This window comes from Streptomyces erythrochromogenes (assembly GCF_040684695.1).
Taxonomy (GTDB): domain Bacteria; phylum Actinomycetota; class Actinomycetes; order Streptomycetales; family Streptomycetaceae; genus Streptomyces; species Streptomyces erythrochromogenes_C.
In genome coordinates this window covers 97,083-114,088 of the sequence record NZ_JBFBGM010000001.1, presented here as the reverse complement: position 1 = coordinate 114,088, position 17,006 = coordinate 97,083, and the positions used below count along the sequence as shown (strand labels likewise).

Genomic DNA, 17,006 nt, shown 5'->3' with positions numbered 1-17,006 from the left:
CACCGACACACCGCCCCAGCGGCGCAGCGACCCGCTGCCCCCTGCGAACGAGGAGACACCCCCATGGCCACGAACCCCTTCGAGGACGACGACGCCCGCTACTTCGTGCTCGTCAACGACGAGAACCAGCACTCGCTCTGGCCCGCCTTCGCCGCGGTGCCGGACGGGTGGCGCGTCGTGCACGGCGAGGACAGCCGGGAGGGCTGCGCCGCCTACACCGAGGAGCACTGGACCGACATGCGGCCCGCGAGCCTCGTGGCGGCCGAATCCGCCCGCTGAGCCCCTGCTGCCGCTCGGGGGCGGTGCGGGCGGGATCTCCGCCCGCACCGCCCCCGAGCGGGCGTCACAGCGTCCGTACGTAGACCCGTGATCCCCGGGCCGGGTCCAGGGCCGCCGCCCATGCGGCGGGCGCCTGTTCCGGCTCCGCGGGGACGAAGCCGTGCCGCACGAACAGCACGGCGGGTCCCGTCGTCGCCGTGAACACCCGGGTCGCGCGGTGTCCGCGGGCGCGCCCGAGGGCGTCCCGCAGCAGCGCCGACCCGATCCCCCTGCCCTGACTGCCGCGGGCCACACAGAAGTTGTGGAGCACGGCGTCGCCGTACCCCTCGTCCCGTACGCCGACACAGCCGGCCAGAGCGCTGCCGGGGGCGGTTCCCTCCATCAGGAGGAACTCCCCCGTGCGGGCGCGGTAGTGGCCGAGGGGACGGGGCCTCAGCTCCCCGGACGCGACGAAGGTCCGGGAGAGGGCGAAGAGAGCGTGTGCGTCTCCCGGGCGGGCCGGACGGACCGGTGCCGCGGGGAGTTCGACTGCAACTGGAATCACAGAAGTTAGGTTAGCCTTACCTAAGCACTCCGATGGTGAGGCACCCCGATCCGTCCCTCACAGAGGAAGTCACCTGCCATGACCGTCTCCCCGACCGCCGCGCCGAACGACGCCCTGACGCCCGCCCCCGAAGGCCCGTTCGGCCTCGACCGGCTCCTCCAGGACGTCGCGGACGTGCTGTGCGCCGAACCCGAGGAGATCGACCCCGACGAGAACCTGCTCGACCAGGGGCTCGACTCCATCCGGCTGATGTCCCTGGTGTCCCGCTGGCGGACCGAGGGCGCGCAGATCGCCTTCGTCGACCTGGCCGAGCGGCCCACGCTGCGGGAATGGGCCGAACTCCTGGCGCCCGCCGCCTGACCGGAGTCCGCGCCTTCCGGCAACGTCCCGCCCCGCCCCCGCCCCCTCGTCCCCGCCGTTCCCGTATCTCCCCCGGAGTCCCCCGTGTCCCTGCGCGACCTCGTCATCGACATAGAACCGCTGCGCGCCTCACGCGACTTCCGCGCGGTCTTCATCGCCCGCGTGGTGTCGCTGTTCGGCCTGGGCATGGCCACCGTCGCCCTGTCCGCGCAGGTGTGGGGCATGAGCCGGTCCACCTTCCAGGTGGCCGTGGTCAGCATGATCATGAGCATCAGCGTGCTGGTCGGGTCGCTGTGGGGCGGCGTGATGGCGGACCGCACGGACCGGCGCACGCTGATCCTGTGGGCGCGGGGCGCGGCCGCGCTCGCCTTCGCGGGCCTCGCCGTCAACGCCTACCTCCCCGAACCGTCCCTGTGGGCGATCCAGCTGTGCGTCGCCTGGGACGGGCTGGCGACCGGCGTCAGCGTCACCGCGCTGATGGCCGCCGCTCCCGGCCTGGTCCGCGACGACCAGCTGCCGGCCGCCGGCGCGCTCATGTCCCTCACCGGCGAGATCGGCTCCATCAGCGCGCCGTTCCTGGGCGGCGTACTGCTGGCCGCGTGGGGTCCCGCGCCGGTGTTCACCTTCACCGCCGTCACCACCGCCCTCACCACCCTGCTGATCACCCGCGTCCGCCCGCTTCCCCCCGGCGTCGCCGAGGACGAGGAGGACGGCGACGGCAAGCGCTTCCGGTCCCCGCTGGCGGCCTTCCGCTTCGCCCTGCGCGACCGCGTGGTGGGCGGCCTGGTCCTGCTCGGCGGCGTGACCGCGGTCTTCAACGTGCCCGTGGTGCTGTTCCCGGAGATGGTGGACCGCCGGTTCGACGGCGGCGAGGTCATGCTCGGCCTGCTCTACACCGCCCCGGCCGTCGGCGCCGTCCTGGTCTCGGCCACCAGCGGCTGGCTGGGCCGCGCCGCCCGCCCCGGACGGCTGCTGCTGGCCGCCGCGTTCACCGGCGGCCTGGCCACCCTCGGCTTCGGGCTGAGCGGCGACCCCGTGCTCGCCTTCGCCCTGCTGGCCGTCGGCGGCGCCGCCGGAACCGTGTACGAGATCCTCGAATACGCCCTGGTGCAGCACCACACCCCGGACCACATGCGCGGCCGCATCGTCAGCGTGATCACCGCCCAGGGCACCAGCGGCGACATCGTCGGCGACGCCGAAGTCGCCGCCATCGCCCGCTGGTTCAGCCCGGCCGGGGCAGCGATCTTCAACGGCGCGGTCTGCGCCGCGGCCGCCGTCGCGGTCGCGGTCGCCGTACCCGGACTGCGCAAGGCCACGCTCCCCGCCCCCGGCGCCGACGACGACGCGCCGCCCGGCGCCGAGGACACCGCCGCCGCGGCCGCCCCGCGCGTCTGATCCCCTCCGCCGCCCCCTACACCCCCGGACACCCCCGGCCGGCCGCCGTCCCGGTCCCGCCGACGACCACTGGAGCACCACCCATGAGCGACCGCACCCCCCAGCGTCTCCCCCTCACCGGGGCCCAGACCGGCGTCTGGTACGGCCAGCGGCTCGACCCGGAGTCCCCGGTCTTCAACGTCGGCCAGTACGTCGAGATCCAGGGCCCCCTGGATCCCGACCTGTTCACCACCGCGCTGCGCCGCACCGTCTCCGAGTGCGAGGCGCTGACCGTCGTCTTCGCCGAGGACGCCGACGGGGAGCCGTACCAGCTGACCCGCCCCGGTCCGGACTTCGGGCCGGTGGTCGTCCCGGTCCTCGACCACACCGGCCAGGAGGACCCGTACGGCACCGCGCTGTCCCTGATGCGCCGTGACATGGCCACCCCGGCGGACCCGGCGAAGGACCCGCTCCACTGCTTCAGCCTCCACCGGGTCGCCCCGGACCGGACCCTCTGGTACCAGCGGGTCCACCACATCGCCCTCGACGCCTACGGGTTCTCCCTGGTCTCCCGGCGCGCCGCCGAGGTCTACACGGCGCTCGCCGAGGGCCGCGAGCCCGGTCCCTCCCCCTTCCCCGGCCTGTCGGCGATCCTCGACGAGGAGGCCGCCTACCTCGGCTCCGACCGCCACGCGGCGGACCGGGCGTACTGGCGGGAGCGCCTCGCGGAGCTGCCCGAGCCGGCCCCGCTGAGCGGCGCCGCGCACCCGGCGGCGCACTCGTTCCTGCGCGTGCACGCCGAGCTCGGTCCCGGCCCGACCGGCGCACTGCTGGCCGCCGCCCGGTCCGTGCGGGCCAGCTGGGCCGACGCGGTGACCGCCGCGTTCGCCGCCTGGCTGCACCGGGCCGGCGGGGCCCGCGACGTGGTGCTGTCCCTGCCGGCCATGGCCCGCCTGGGCTCCGCGGCGCTGCGCGTCCCGGCCATGGTGGTCAACGTGCTGCCGCTGCGGGTCGCCGTGCGGCCGGGGACCCCGTTCGGCGAACTGGTCGCCGACGTGGCCGCCGGGGTGCGTGCACTGCGCCGCCACCAGCACCACCGCGCCGAGGACATCCGCCGCGACCTGGGCTCCGGCCGCCCCGAGGGCGCCGCCGCGTTCGGCCCCATGCTCAACGTCAAGGCCTTCGACTACGGCCTGGACTTCGCCGGGTCGCCCGCCACCGTGCACAACGTCGCCGCCGGCCCCGTGGACGACCTGACCCTCGGCGTCCACCACGACGAGGCGGAGGGCCGGATCCGGCTGGAGCTGGACGCCAACCCCGACGCCTACGACCAGGAGGCGGCGGCCGCGCTCCTCGCCGAGTTCGCCCACTTCCTGGCGGCCTGCGCCGAGGCCGGCGCCCAGGCCCCGGTCGGCCGGCCCGACCTGCTCGCCCCCGCCGCGCTGGCGGCGGCCGTCACCGCCGCCGGCGACACCACCCGCCCCGTGCCGGCCGGCCCGGTCGTCGCCGCCTTCGAGGAGGCCGCGCGCCGCCACCCCGCCCAGCCCGCCGTGATCGCCGGGGACACCGTCCTCGACCACGCCGAGCTGCACGCGCGGGCCGACCGGCTGGCCCGCCTGCTGATCGCGCGGGGCGTCGGCCCCGAGTCGTTCGTGGGCCTGGCCCTGCCCCGCAGCGCCGACCTCGTGGTGGCGCTCCTCGCCGTCCTCAAGGCGGGCGGCGCGTACCTGCCGCTGGACCTCGAATACCCCGCGGACCGGCTCCGCTTCATGGTGGACGACGCCCGCCCGGTCTGCGTGCTCACCACCCTGGACAGCGCCGCCCTGGCCCCCGACGCCCCCGGCACCGAGCGGATCGTGCTGGACTCCCCGGACACCCTCGCGGCGCTGGCCGCGCTCCCGGCCGCCCCCGTCGGCGACGCCGAGCGGACCGCCCCGCTGACCGGCGCCCACCCGGCGTACGTGATCCACACCTCCGGCTCCACCGGCCGGCCCAAGGGCGTCGTCGTCCCGCACGAGGCCCTCGCCAACTTCCTGCACATGCAGGCCGAGGTGCTCGCCCTCGCCCCCGGGGACCGCCTCGTCGCGGTCACCACCGTCTCCTTCGACATCCACGTCCTGGAGATCCACACCCCGCTGCTGTGCGGGGCGACGATCGTCCTCGCCGACCGCGACACGGTCCGCGAACCGTCCGCGCTGGCCGCGCTGGTGGACGCGCACCGGCCCGCCGTCATGCAGGCCACCCCCTCGCTGTGGCACGCGCTGCTGGAGGACGGCCGGCCCACCGCGCTGTCCGGCACCCGGGTGCTGGTCGGCGGCGAGGCGCTGCCCGCCGCGCTCGCCGAGCGCCTCGCCCGTACGGCCCGCTCGGTCACCAACGTCTACGGGCCCACCGAGGCCACCGTGTGGGCCACCTCCGCCGACCTGGCCGCGGACCACACCGGCGTCCCCGGCATCGGCCTGCCGTTCTGGAACACCCGCGCCCACGTCCTGGACGCCGCGCTCCGCCCGGTCCCGGCCGGCCGCGCCGGCGAGCTGTACCTGGCCGGCACCCAGCTGGCCCGCGGCTACCTGGGGCGTCCGGCCCTGACCTCGGAGCGGTTCGCCGCCGACCCGTTCGGCCCGGCCGGCTCCCGCATGTACCGCACCGGCGACCTGGTGCGGCGCGGCCCCGACGGCCGCCTGGAGTTCCTGGGCCGGGCCGACGACCAGGTCAAGCTGCGCGGGCACCGCATCGAGCCGGGCGAGGTGGAGGCGGCGCTCGCCGCGGCCGCCGGCACCGGCCGGGCCGTGGCCCTGGTACGGGAGGACGAGCCGGGCCGGCAGATGCTGGTCGGCTACGTCACCCGCGCGGCCGACGGCTCCTCCCCCGACCCGGTCGCGGTCCGGCGGGCCGCCGCCGAGGTGCTGCCCGCCTACATGGTGCCGGCCGCGGTCGTCGTGCTGGACGCGTTCCCGCTGACCGCCAACGGCAAGGTGGACCGCAAGGCGCTGCCCGCTCCCGCGGCGGGTGCGGCCGGTACGGCCGGCGGCGCACGCGCGCCGCGCGGGGCCCGCGAGGAGATCGTCACCGGCGTTCTCGCCGACGTCCTGGACACCCCCGGACTCGCCCCGGACGACGACTTCTTCGCGTTCGGCGGCCACTCCCTCCTGGCCTCCCGCGCCGCCGCCCGGCTGCGCACCGTGCTGGGTACCGACTGTGCGATCCGCGACGTGTTCGAGGCCCGTACCGCCCGGGCGCTCGCCGACCGGCTGGGCGGCCGGACCGCGGCCGCGGCCCGCCGCTCCCCCGCCCCGGCCGACCGGCCGGCCGTGCTGCCCCTGTCGTACGCGCAGCAGCGGCTGTGGTTCATCGACCAGCTGGAAGGGCCGTCGACCACCTACAACATCCCCTTCTCCGTACGGTTCGAGGGCCGCCTGGACGCGGACGCCCTGGCCGCGGCCCTCACCGACACCGTGGCCCGGCACGAGGCGCTGCGCACCGTGTTCGAGGAGCGCGACGGCGTCCCCGCGCAGCGGGTGCTGCCGGCGGACGGCGCCGGAGTGCGGCTGCACCTGGTGGAGGCCGACGGCGCCGACGCCACCGAGGCCGCGGTGGCGGCCGCCCTCGGGCACCGCTTCGACCTGGCGGCGGGCGCCCCGGTCCGGGTGGCCCTGGTCCGCCCGCGCTCCGGCGCCGGGGACGTGCTGGTGGTGCTGCTGCACCACATCGCCTCCGACGAGTGGTCGATGGGGCCCTTCCTGGCCGACCTGACCCGCGCCTACGAGGCCCGCCTCGCGGGCCGCGCACCGCAGTTCGCCCCGCTGCCCGTCCAGTACGCCGACTACGCGCTGTGGCAGCGCGAGCTGCTCGGCGACACCGCCGATGCGGGCTCGACCGCCGCCGTGCAGGCCGCGTTCTGGCGCCGGGCCCTCGCCGGCGCGCCGCCGGAGCTCGAACTCCCCGCGGACCGGCCCCGCCCGGCCACCGCCGCCGAGGCGGCCGCGGGCGCCATGGTGCACCGGCCGGTCCCGGACGACGTGGCCGCCGGTATCCGGCACCTGGCCCGGGAGACCGGCACCAGCGTCTTCATGGTGGTCCACGCGGCCCTCGCCGGTCTGCTGCACCGGCTCGGCGCGGGCGAGGACCTCGTCCTCGGCACGCCCGTCGCGGGCCGTTCCGACAGCGCCCTGGACGACCTGGTCGGATTCTTCGTCAACACCCTGGTGCTGCGCACCGACCTGAGCGGCGACCCGACCTTCACGGAGCTGCTGTCCCGGGTACGGGCCGCCGACCTGGCCGCCCTGGACCACGCCGACCTGCCGTTCGACGCGGTGGTGGAGGCGGTGGCCCCCGAGCGGTCGCCGGTGCGCCACCCGCTGTTCCAGACGATGGTCTCGCACAGCACCGTCAGCCAGGACCTGCGCACGCTCTTCGGGCTGCCCGCGCGGGTGGACCGCACCGACCCGGGCGCCGCCAAGTTCGACCTCGACGTCACCTTCTCCGACTCCGCGCACGGCACCGGCCTGGAGCTGGAGGTGTTCTACGCGACGGCCCGCTTCGACGCCGCCACCGCGGAGGCCTTCACCGACCGGCTGCTGCGGATCCTCGCCGAAGCCGTCACGGAGCCCTCCCGTCCGGTCTCCGGCTGGGAGCTGCTGGACCTGCCCGAGCGCACCGCGCTGGAGCGGTGGAACGCCACCGGCAGGCCGGTCGACCCGGAGCCGGTGACGGCCGTGTTCGCCGCGAGCGCGGCCGCCGCCCCGGACGCCACCGCCGTGGTGGCGGGCGCCGAGCGGCTGTCCTTCGCCGAACTGGACGAGCGGGCGGGCCGGCTGGCCTCGCTGCTCGCCGCCGCCGGGGCCGGCCCGGACACCGTGGTCGCCCTCGCCGTGCCCCGGTCCGCGGACACCGTGGTCGCGCTGCTCGCCGCCCTGAAGGCGGGTGCCGCGTACCTGCCGCTGGACCTGGACCACCCGGCCGACCGGCTCGCCTTCATGCTCGGCGACGCCGCGCCGGTGTGCGTGGTGACCACGCGGGCGGCCGCCGGGCGCGTGCCGGGCGTACCGGCGCTGGTGCTCGACGACCCGCAGACCGCGGACCGGCTCGCCGCGGCGGCGCCGCTGCCGCAGGTGCCGGTGCACCCGGAGCACGCCGCGTACGTCATCTACACCTCGGGGTCCACGGGCGTGCCGAAGGGCGTGGTGCTGCGGCACGCGGGCCTGACCCGGCTCTTCCGCGACCACGAGCGCGACCTGTACGGGCCGGTCGCGGCCCGGCTGGGCCGCCGGGTGCGGGCCCTGCACACGGCGTCGTTCTCCTTCGACTCCTCCTGGGAGCAGCTCCTGTGGCTGGTCGCCGGGCACGAGCTGCACGTCCTGGACGAGTTCGGGCGCCGCGACGCCGAGGCCGTCGTCGCGTACGTGCGCGAGCACCGGATCGACGCCCTGGACGTGACGCCCTCGTACGGGCGCCAGCTGCTCGACGCCGGCCTGCTGGCCGGCGCGTGGCGGCCGCCGCTGTTCCTGCTCGGCGGCGAGGCCGTGCCGCCCGCCATGTGGGCGGAGCTGCGCGAGGTCGGGGACGTCGAGACCGTCAACTACTACGGGCCGACCGAGTTCACGGTGGACGCGCTGGTGGCACGGGTGAGCGACGGCCCGTCCCCGGTGGTGGGCCGGCCGCTGGACAACACCCGGGCGTACGTGCTGGACGCGCGGCTGCGTCCGGTGCCGGCGGGCGTGCCCGGCGAGCTGTACCTGGCGGGCGAGCAGAATGCACGCGGCTACCTGGGCCGGTTCGCGCTGACCGCGGAGCGGTTCACCGCCGACCCGCACGGGGCGCCGGGCACCCGCATGTACCGCACGGGCGACCTGGCGCGGTGGCGGGCGGACGGCCTGCTGGAGTTCCTGGGCCGGGCCGACGACCAGGTGAAGATCCGCGGGTTCCGCGTGGAGCCGGGCGAGGTGGAGGCGGCGCTGGCCGCGCTGGAGGGGGTGTCGGCGGCCGCGGTGCTGGTGCGCGAGGACCTCCCGGGCTCCGCCGGACTGCCGGAACTGGTCGGGTACGCGGTGGCCGACCGGGCCGAACCGGAGGAACTGCGGCGGCAGTTGGCGGCGGTCCTGCCGGAGCACCTGGTACCGGCCGCGGTGGTGGTGCTTCCCGTACTGCCCGTGAACGTGAACGGCAAGCTGGACCGGGCGGCGCTGCCGGTGCCGGGCCCTCGGGCGGCCGGGGGGTCCCGGGCGCCGCGCGGCGCCGCCGAGGAGCGGATCGCGGCGGTGTTCGCCGAGGTGCTGGGGCTGGCGTCGGTGGGCGCGGAGGACGACTTCTTCCGGCTGGGCGGGCATTCGCTCCTCGCGACGCGCCTGGTCGCCCGGATCCGGGCCGCCGGTACGGCGTGCTCGGTACGCGACGTGTTCGAGGCGCGCACGGTGGCCGGGCTCGCGGAGCGGCTGGCGGGCCGGGGCGGCGCGAGCCGCCCGGAGCCGGTGGCGGCGGTGCGGCCGGAGCGGCTGCCGATGGCCTTCGCCCAGGCGCGGCTGTGGTTCCTGGACCGCCTCGACGGCGCGTCGGCGACGTACAACGTGCCGCTGGCGCTGCGGCTGGACGGGCCGCTGGACGCGGCCGCCCTGCGGTCGGCGGTCGCCGACGTGGTGGCCCGCCACGAGGCGCTGCGCACGGTGTACGGCGAGGACGCGGCGGGCCCGTTCCAGCGGGTGCTGGAGCCGGGCGGTACGGAGGTGCCGTTCGCGGTGGCGGCCGTGCCGGCCGGCGGGGCCGACGCGGCGCTGGACGAGGCCGCCGGGTACGCCTTCGACCTGGAGCGCGAACTCCCGGTCCGGGTGACCCTGCTGGAGGAGGGGCCCGAGGCGCACACGCTGCTGGTCCTCTTCCACCACATCGCCTCCGACGAGTGGTCGACGGGGCCGTTCCTGGTCGATCTGGCGCACGCGTACGCGGCGCGCTCGGCGGGCCTGGCACCGGAGTTCGCGCCGCTGCCCGTCCAGTACGCCGACTACGCGCTGTGGCAGCGCGAGCTGCTGGGCGAGGCCTCGCAGCCGGGTTCGGTGGCCGCCGAGCAGTCCGCGTACTGGCGCGGGGCGCTGGCCGGGATCCCGGCCGAACTCACTCTGCCCGCGGACCGCGGCCGCCCGGCGGTGCCCTCGCACGAGGGCCGGACCGTGACGGTGGGCCTGCCGGAGCCGCTGGTGGCCGGGCTGGAGGCACTGGCCTCCTCCTCGGGGACCACCATGTTCGCGGTGGTGTCCTCGGCGGTGGCCGCGCTGCTGCACCGGCTGGGCGCGGGCGAGGACCTGCCGCTGGGCTTCCCGGCGTCGGGACGCTCGGCGGAGTCCCTGGACCCGCTGGTCGGGTTCTTCGTCAACACCCTGGTGCTGCGGGCCGACGTGTCCGGGGACCCGGACTTCGCGGAGCTGCTGGCGCGTACCGCCCGGGCGGCGACCGGGGCCCTGGACCACGCCGACCTGCCGTTCGACGCGGTGGTCGAGGCGGTGGCGCCGGAGCGCTCGCTCTCCCGGCACCCGCTGTTCCAGACGATGGTCGCGTACGAGGGCGGGGCGGCCGTACCGGCCGGCCTGTTCGGCGGGGCGGTGACGGCGCGGGAGAAGACGGTCGGCGCGGGCGCCGCCAAGTTCGACCTGGAGGTGCTGTTCCGGCGGACGCCGATCGGGATGACCTGCGGGATCCGTTACGCCGTCGACCTGTTCGACGAGCCGACGGTGATGGTGCTCGCCGGGCGTCTGGTCCGGCTGCTCGACTCCGTGATCGCGGATCCCTCCGTACGGCTGTCGCAGATCACGCTGCTGCACGAGGCCGAGCGGGAGCAGATCCTGTCCGGGTTCAACGACACGGCCGTCGCACTGGACGGCCCGGCGAACCTGGCCGACCTGGTCGCGGCGGGCACGGACCGCGCCCACGGCCCGGCCCTCGTCTTCGAGGGCACGGAGACCTCCCGCCCCGACTTCGAGGCGGCCGTGAACCGGCTCGCCCGCCTGCTCATCGGCCGCGGCGTCGGACCCGAGTCCATCGTCGCCGTCGCCCTGCCCCGCTCCGCCGACCTCCTCGTCGCCCTCCACGCGGTCGTCCGGGCCGGCGGCGCCTACCTCCCGCTGGATCCCTCGCTGCCCGCCGACCGCCTGGCGTACATGACGGCGACCGCGGCTCCGGTGTGCCTGCTGACCGACGCGGCGTCAGCGGCCGCCGTTCCGGAGGCCGACGGTATGGATGTGGTGCTGCTGGACGCCCCGGAAACGGCCGAGGAGCTGGCCGGGCTGCCGGCCGGTCCGGTCGCGGACGCGGAGCGTACGGCTCCGCTGCGGCCGCACCACCCGGCGTACCTGATCTTCACCAGTGGCTCGACGGGCCGGCCGAAGGGCGTGCTCGTCGAGCACGAGGCCATCGTCAACCGCCTGGAGTGGATGCAGCACGCCTACGCGCTGACGGCGCGGGACCGGGTGCTGCAGAAGACCCCGACCGGCTTCGACGTCTCCGTGTGGGAGCTGTTCTGGCCCCTCGCCCAGGGCGTCCCCCTGGTCATCGCACGCCCCGAGGGCCACAAGGAGCCGGCGTACCTGGCCGCTCTGATCGGCGAACAGCGGGTGACGGTCTGCCACTTCGTGCCGTCGATGCTGGGCGCCTACCTGGCCGAGCACACCATCGGGGAGACGCAGTCGCTGCGCCTGGTCGTGTGCAGTGGTGAGGCGCTGACCACGGATCTGACGGACCGGTTCCACGCCGGCAACGCGCACGACGCGGAGCTGGCGAACCTCTACGGTCCCACCGAAGCCGCCGTCGACGTCACCGCCCACACCACCACCCCCCACAACCCCCACCCCACCGCACCCATCGGCACCCCCGTCTGGAACACCCAGACCTACGTCCTCGACCACCACCTCAACCCCGTACCCCCCGGCACCCCAGGCGAGCTCTACCTCGCCGGAACCCAACTCGCCCGCGGATACCTCACCCGACCCGACCTCACCGCCGAACGCTTCACCGCCAACCCCCACAGCACCACCCCCGGCGCACGCATGTACCGCACCGGAGACCTCGTACGCCAAACCCCCGACGGCACCCTCCACTACCTCGGCCGCACCGACCACCAGATCAAACTCCGCGGCCTCCGCATCGAACCCGCAGAAATCGAAACCACCCTCACCACCCACCCCCACCTCACCCACACCACCGTCCAACTCCGCGAAGACACCCCGGGAGTCCAGCACCTGGTGGCCTACGTGGTCCCGGCGGCCGGAACGCCCGGGCCGGACGAGGCGGAGCTGCGGGCGTGGGCGGGCGACCGGCTGCCCGAGTACATGGTGCCGAGCTTCTTCGTGGCGCTGCCCGAGCTGCCGCTCTCGCCGAACGGCAAGCTCGACCGCAAGGCGCTGCCGGCGCCCGAGCTGCCCGAGGCCGGTGCCTCGCGGGCCCCGCGCGACGCCCGTGAGGAGATCGCCGCGGGTGTGCTGGCGGACGTCCTGGGCCGGCCGTCGGTCGGCGCGGACGACGACTTCTTCGCGCTCGGCGGGCACTCCCTGCTGGCGGCCCGGGTGGCCGCCCGGCTGCGGGAGGCCCTCGGCGGGGAGTGCGCCGTGCGCGACGTGTTCGAGCTGCGGACCGCGGCACGGCTGGCCGCGCGCCTCGCCGAGCGGGGCGACGGGTCCGGCGACGGCCGTCGGCTGCCCGTCCTGGCCGGGGCGCCCGCCCGGCGCACCGAGCGCCCCGAACTGTCGTACGCGCAGCACCGGCTGTGGCTGCTGGACGCGCTCCGCGGGACCGGCACCGTCTACAACGTGCCCGTCGCGGTGCGGCTGCGCGGCCCGGTCGACACGGAGGCGCTGCGCGCCGCCGTGCAGGACCTGGCCGCCCGGCACGAGGTGCTGCGCACGGTGATCGCGGAGGAGGACGGCCGGCCGTACCAGCGGGTGCTGCCCGCGGACCGGGCCGTGGTGCCGGTGGAGGTCCGGGAGGTGTCCGCCGACCGGCTGCGCGCCGAGGCGGAGGCCGCCGGATCGTACGCCTTCGACCTGGAGCGGGACCTGCCCCTGCGGGTGACCCTGCTGCGGGCGGCCCCGGACGACGCCGTGCTGCTGGTGCTGCTGCACCACATCGCCACCGACGAGGCCTCGACCGGCCCGCTGCTCGCGGACCTGTCGGCGGCGTACGCGGCGCGCTCGGCGGGCCTGGCACCGGAGTTCGCCCCGCTGCCCGTCCAGTACGCCGACTACGCGCTGTGGCAGCGCGAGCTGCTGGGCGACGCCGCCGACCCCGCATCGGTGGCCGCCGCCCAGGCCGCGTACTGGCGCGGGGCGCTGGCCGGGATCCCGGCCGAGCTGGAGCTGCCGGCCGACCGCGGCCGTCCGGCGGAGCCGACCTTCCGCGGCGACGTGGTGCCGTTCACCGTCCCGGCCGGGGCGGCGGACGGTCTGCTGCGGCTCGCCCGTACGACCGGGGCGACCCCCTTCATGGTGGTGCACGCGGCGGTCGCGGCGCTGCTGCACCGGCTGGGCGCGGGCGAGGACATCCCGCTCGGCAGCCCGGTGTCGGGGCGCGGCGGGCCGGAGCTGGACGGGCTGGTCGGGTTCTTCCTGAACACCCTGGTGCTGCGGACGGACGTGTCCGGCGACCCGCGGTTCACCGAGCTGGTGGCCCGGGTGCGGGACACGGCGCTGGCCGCCTTCGCCCACGCGGACCTGCCGCTGGAGGCGGTCGTGGAGGCGGTCGGGCCGGAGCGGTCCCGCGCCCGCAATCCGCTCTTCCAGACGATGGTGACCTACCACTCGGCGCCGGAGTCCGCGCGGGAGCTGTTCGGGGCTCCCGCGGAGGAGTTCTGGGTGGAGACCGGCGGGGCGAAGGTGGACCTGGAGCTCGCCTTCGGCACCATCCGGCCGGGCAGCGGGTTCGAAGGCGGGATCCGCTACGCCGCGGACCTGTTCGACGCCTCGACGGTCGAGGCCCTCGCCGGGCGGCTGGTGCGGCTGCTGGAGGCGGTGGCGGCGGATCCGTCGGTGCCGCTGTCGGCGATCGCCCTGATGGACGGGGCGGAGCGGGAGCGGATCCTGTCCGGGTTCAACGACACGGCCGTGGCCCTGGACGGCCCGGCGAACCTGGCCGACCTGGTCGCGGCGGGCGCGGACCGCGCCCACGGCCCGGCCCTGGTCTTCGAGGGCGCCGAGACCTCCCGCGCCGACTTCGAGGCGGCCGTGAACCGGCTCGCCCGCCTGCTCATCGGCCGCGGCGTCGGACCCGAGTCCATCGTCGCCGTCGCCCTGCCCCGCTCCGCCGACCTGCTGATCGCCCTGCACGCGGTCGTCCGGGCCGGCGGCGCCTACCTCCCGCTCGACCTGTCGCTGCCCGCCGACCGGCTCACGTACCTGCTGGACAGCGGCGGCCCGGTGCTCGCGCTGGCGGACGCCGCCTCGGCGGCGCTGCTGCCGCCGGGTCCGGACGTGCCGCTGGTCGTGCTCGGTTCGCCGGTGGTGGAGGCGGAGCTCGCCCTGCAGGCCGACGGCCCGCTGGCGGACGCGGAGCGGGTCGCGCCGCTCCTGCCCCGGCACCCCGCCTACGTCATCTTCACCAGTGGCTCGACGGGCCGGCCGAAGGGCGTGCTCGTCGAGCACGAGGCCATCGTCAACCGCCTGGAGTGGATGCAGCACGCCTACGGACTCACCCTGGCCGACCGGGTGCTGCAGAAGACCCCGACGGGCTTCGACGTCTCCGTGTGGGAGCTGTTCTGGCCCCTCGCCCAGGGCGTCCCCCTGGTGATCGCACGCCCCGAGGGCCACAAGGAGCCCGACTACCTCAACACCCTCATCGAGGAACAGCAGGTCACCGTCTGCCACTTCGTTCCGTCGATGCTGGGCGCCTACCTGGCCGAGCACACCATCGACAGCACCCCGTCGCTGCGGCTCGTGGTGTGCAGCGGCGAGGCCCTGACCGCCGACCACACCGGGCAGTTCCACGCCCACAACACCCATCACGCGGAGCTGGCGAACCTCTACGGCCCCACCGAAGCCGCAGTCGACGTCACCGCCCACACCACCACCCCCCACAACCCCCACCCCACAGCCCCCATCGGCACCCCCGTCTGGAACACCCAGACCTACGTCCTCGACCACCACCTCAACCCCGTACCCCCCGGCACCCCAGGCGAGCTCTACCTCGCCGGAACCCAACTCGCCCGCGGATACCTCACCCGACCCGACCTCACCGCCGAACGCTTCACCGCCAACCCCCACGGAGCCCCCGGCTCCCGCATGTACCGCACCGGAGACCTCGTACGCCAAACCCCCGACGGCACCCTCCACTACCTCGGCCGCACCGACCACCAGATCAAACTCCGCGGCCTCCGCATCGAACCCGCAGAAATCGAAACCACCCTCACCACCCACCCCCACCTCACCCACACCACCGTCCAACTCCGCGAAGACACCCCGGGGGTACGCCGGCTGGTCGCCTACGTGGTGCCCGCCGAGGGGCGCACGGTCGAGGTGGAGGAGCTGCGGGCCCTGGCGGCCTCCCGGCTGCCGGAGTACATGGTTCCGTCGGTGTTCGTGACGCTGGAGCGGCTCCCGCTGTCGGCCAACGGCAAGCTGGACCGCAAGGCGCTGCCCGCGCCCGCCCTCCCGGCGGCGGCGGTCGCCGCCGCCGCGGCCGCCGCGAGCGCCGCACCCGCGGTGGCCGCCCCGGCCGGGGAGCCGGTGGACGTGCTGCGGGCCCTGGTCGCCGAGGTGCTGGGCCTGCCCGCCGTCGGCCCGGACGACAACTACTTCGAGCTGGGCGGCGACAGCATCGTCTCCATCCGGCTGGTGGGCCTGGCCCGCAAGGCGGGGCTGACCATCTCGGCCCGGCAGGTCTTCCAGCACCCGACCCCGGCCGCCCTGGCTTCGGTCGCCGTCCGGCGCGCGGACGCCCCGGCCGCGCCGGCCCGGCCCGCGGACGGCGGGCCCGGCCCGCTGCCGCTGCCGCCGGTGGCGCAGTGGCTCGCCGAACGCGGCGGTCCCTTCGCCTCGTTCGCGCAGGCCCGGCTGGTGCGGCTGCCGGCCGGCACGGACCGGGCGGCCCTCGTGGCCGCGCTGCAGGCCGTACTGGACCACCACGACGGGCTGCGGCAGACGCTGACGGTGGCCCGGCCCGGGGTGTGGAGCGCCGAGGTGCGGCCCGTGGGCGCGGTCGCGGCCGGGTCGGTCCTGGACGCGGTGGACGCGGTCGGCTGCGACGACGCCGAACTGCGGGAGCTGCTGGCCCGGGAGTCGGGTCGGGTCTCGCGGCTGCTCGACCCGGAGTCCGGCGTGATGCTGAAGGCGGTGCACTTCGACCGCGGTCCGGACGCCTCCGGGCGGCTGCTGCTGGCCGCCCACCACCTGGTGGTGGACGAGGTGTCCTGGCAGATCCTGCTGCCGGACCTGCGCGCCGCCCACGAGGCGGTGGCGGCGGGCCGGACCCCCGCGCTGGAGCCGGTGCCGACCTCGCTGCGGACCTGGACCGGGCACCTGCTCGCCGAGGCGCAGGCGCCGCGGCGGACCGCCGAGCTGGAGCACTGGCTCGCCGCCTCCGCGGCGGCGGCGCCGCTGCTGGCACACCGCCCGCTGGACCCGCGTACCGACACCGTCGCGACGGCCCGGAAGCTGACCGTGCGGGCGTCGGCGGAGCGCACCGCGCCGCTCCTGCGGGAGGTGCCGACGGCCTTCCACGGCACGGTCGGCGACACGCTGCTGACGGCGCTCGCCCTGGCCGTCGGCGATCTGGCGGCCCGTCGCGGGCTGCCGTTCGGGGACGGGTTCACGGTGGACCTGGAGGGTCACGGCCGGGAGCAGGAGCTGCTGCCGGGTGCGGACCTGACCCGGACGGTGGGCTGGTTCACGGCCATCCACCCGCTGCGGGTGACGGCGCGGTCCTACGACGCGGCCGGCGTGCTGGCCGGGCGGGACGACGCGGGCGCCGCCCTGAAGGAGGTCAAGGAGCTGCTGCGGCAGGTCCCGGACGGCGGTGTCGGCGCGGGCCTGCTGCGGTACGCGAACCCGGCCACGGCGCGGCTGTTCGACGGCTCGGCCCGGCCCGAGGTGCTGTGGAACTACCTGGGCCGGCAGACCGGCGTGGCGGATCCCGACTGGGGTCCGGCGGCGGAGGCCGACGCCCTGGCGGCCCGGCCGGATCCGCTGCTGCCGCTGTCGCACCCGCTGGAGATCACCACCGAGATCGGCGACGGCCCCGAGGGGCCCGAACTGACCGCGACGTTCACGTGGGCGGGCGAGGCCGTCCCGCAGACGGACGTCGGAGAGCTCGCGGACGGCTTCTTGGCCGCCGTCGACTCCCTCGCCGCCTGGGCGGCACACGGCACCACCGGGGGGTACACCCCCTCGGACCTCGACCTGGTCGACCTCGACCAGGACCAGATCACGATGCTCGAAGACATGTGGAGGGCACAGCAGTGACCCAGGCCAAGATCGAGGAC

Annotated in this window: 5 protein-coding genes; 4 read left to right on the top strand and 1 reads right to left on the bottom strand. The window is 76.1% G+C overall.

Annotated features, from left to right (window positions below; translation table 11 throughout):
- The first annotated feature begins 63 nt into the window (after positions 1-63).
- Positions 64-279, top strand: coding sequence for an MbtH family protein (locus AB0O53_RS00425; RefSeq protein WP_136231034.1), 216 nt, complete (start codon positions 64-66; stop codon positions 277-279).
- Between the two features lie 64 nt (positions 280-343).
- On the opposite strand, the gene AB0O53_RS00420 is transcribed toward AB0O53_RS00425, so the two are convergent.
- Positions 344-823 carry a GNAT family N-acetyltransferase gene (locus tag AB0O53_RS00420; RefSeq protein ID WP_365192378.1) on the bottom strand — a complete coding sequence of 160 codons (480 nt, stop codon included), beginning with the start codon at positions 821-823 and terminating at the stop codon, positions 344-346.
- Positions 824-901: 78 nt separating this feature from the next.
- Here AB0O53_RS00420 and AB0O53_RS00415 point away from each other — a divergent pair, with 78 nt between their 5' ends.
- From AB0O53_RS00415 to AB0O53_RS00405, 3 genes are all read left to right on the top strand, one after another.
- Entirely contained in the window at positions 902-1,183 is a 282-nt protein-coding gene (locus AB0O53_RS00415; protein WP_350991856.1) for a phosphopantetheine-binding protein, read from the top strand.
- A gap of 84 nt (positions 1,184-1,267) precedes the next feature.
- On the top strand, positions 1,268-2,578 hold the full coding sequence (gene entS, locus AB0O53_RS00410; protein ID WP_365192376.1) for an enterobactin transporter EntS: 1,311 nt from the start codon (positions 1,268-1,270) through the stop codon (positions 2,576-2,578).
- An 83-nt stretch (positions 2,579-2,661) separates the two neighbouring features.
- Positions 2,662-16,986, top strand: a complete 14,325-nt coding sequence (locus tag AB0O53_RS00405; protein WP_365192374.1) for a non-ribosomal peptide synthetase — start codon at positions 2,662-2,664, stop codon at positions 16,984-16,986.
- Positions 16,987-17,006: the final 20 nt, after the last annotated feature.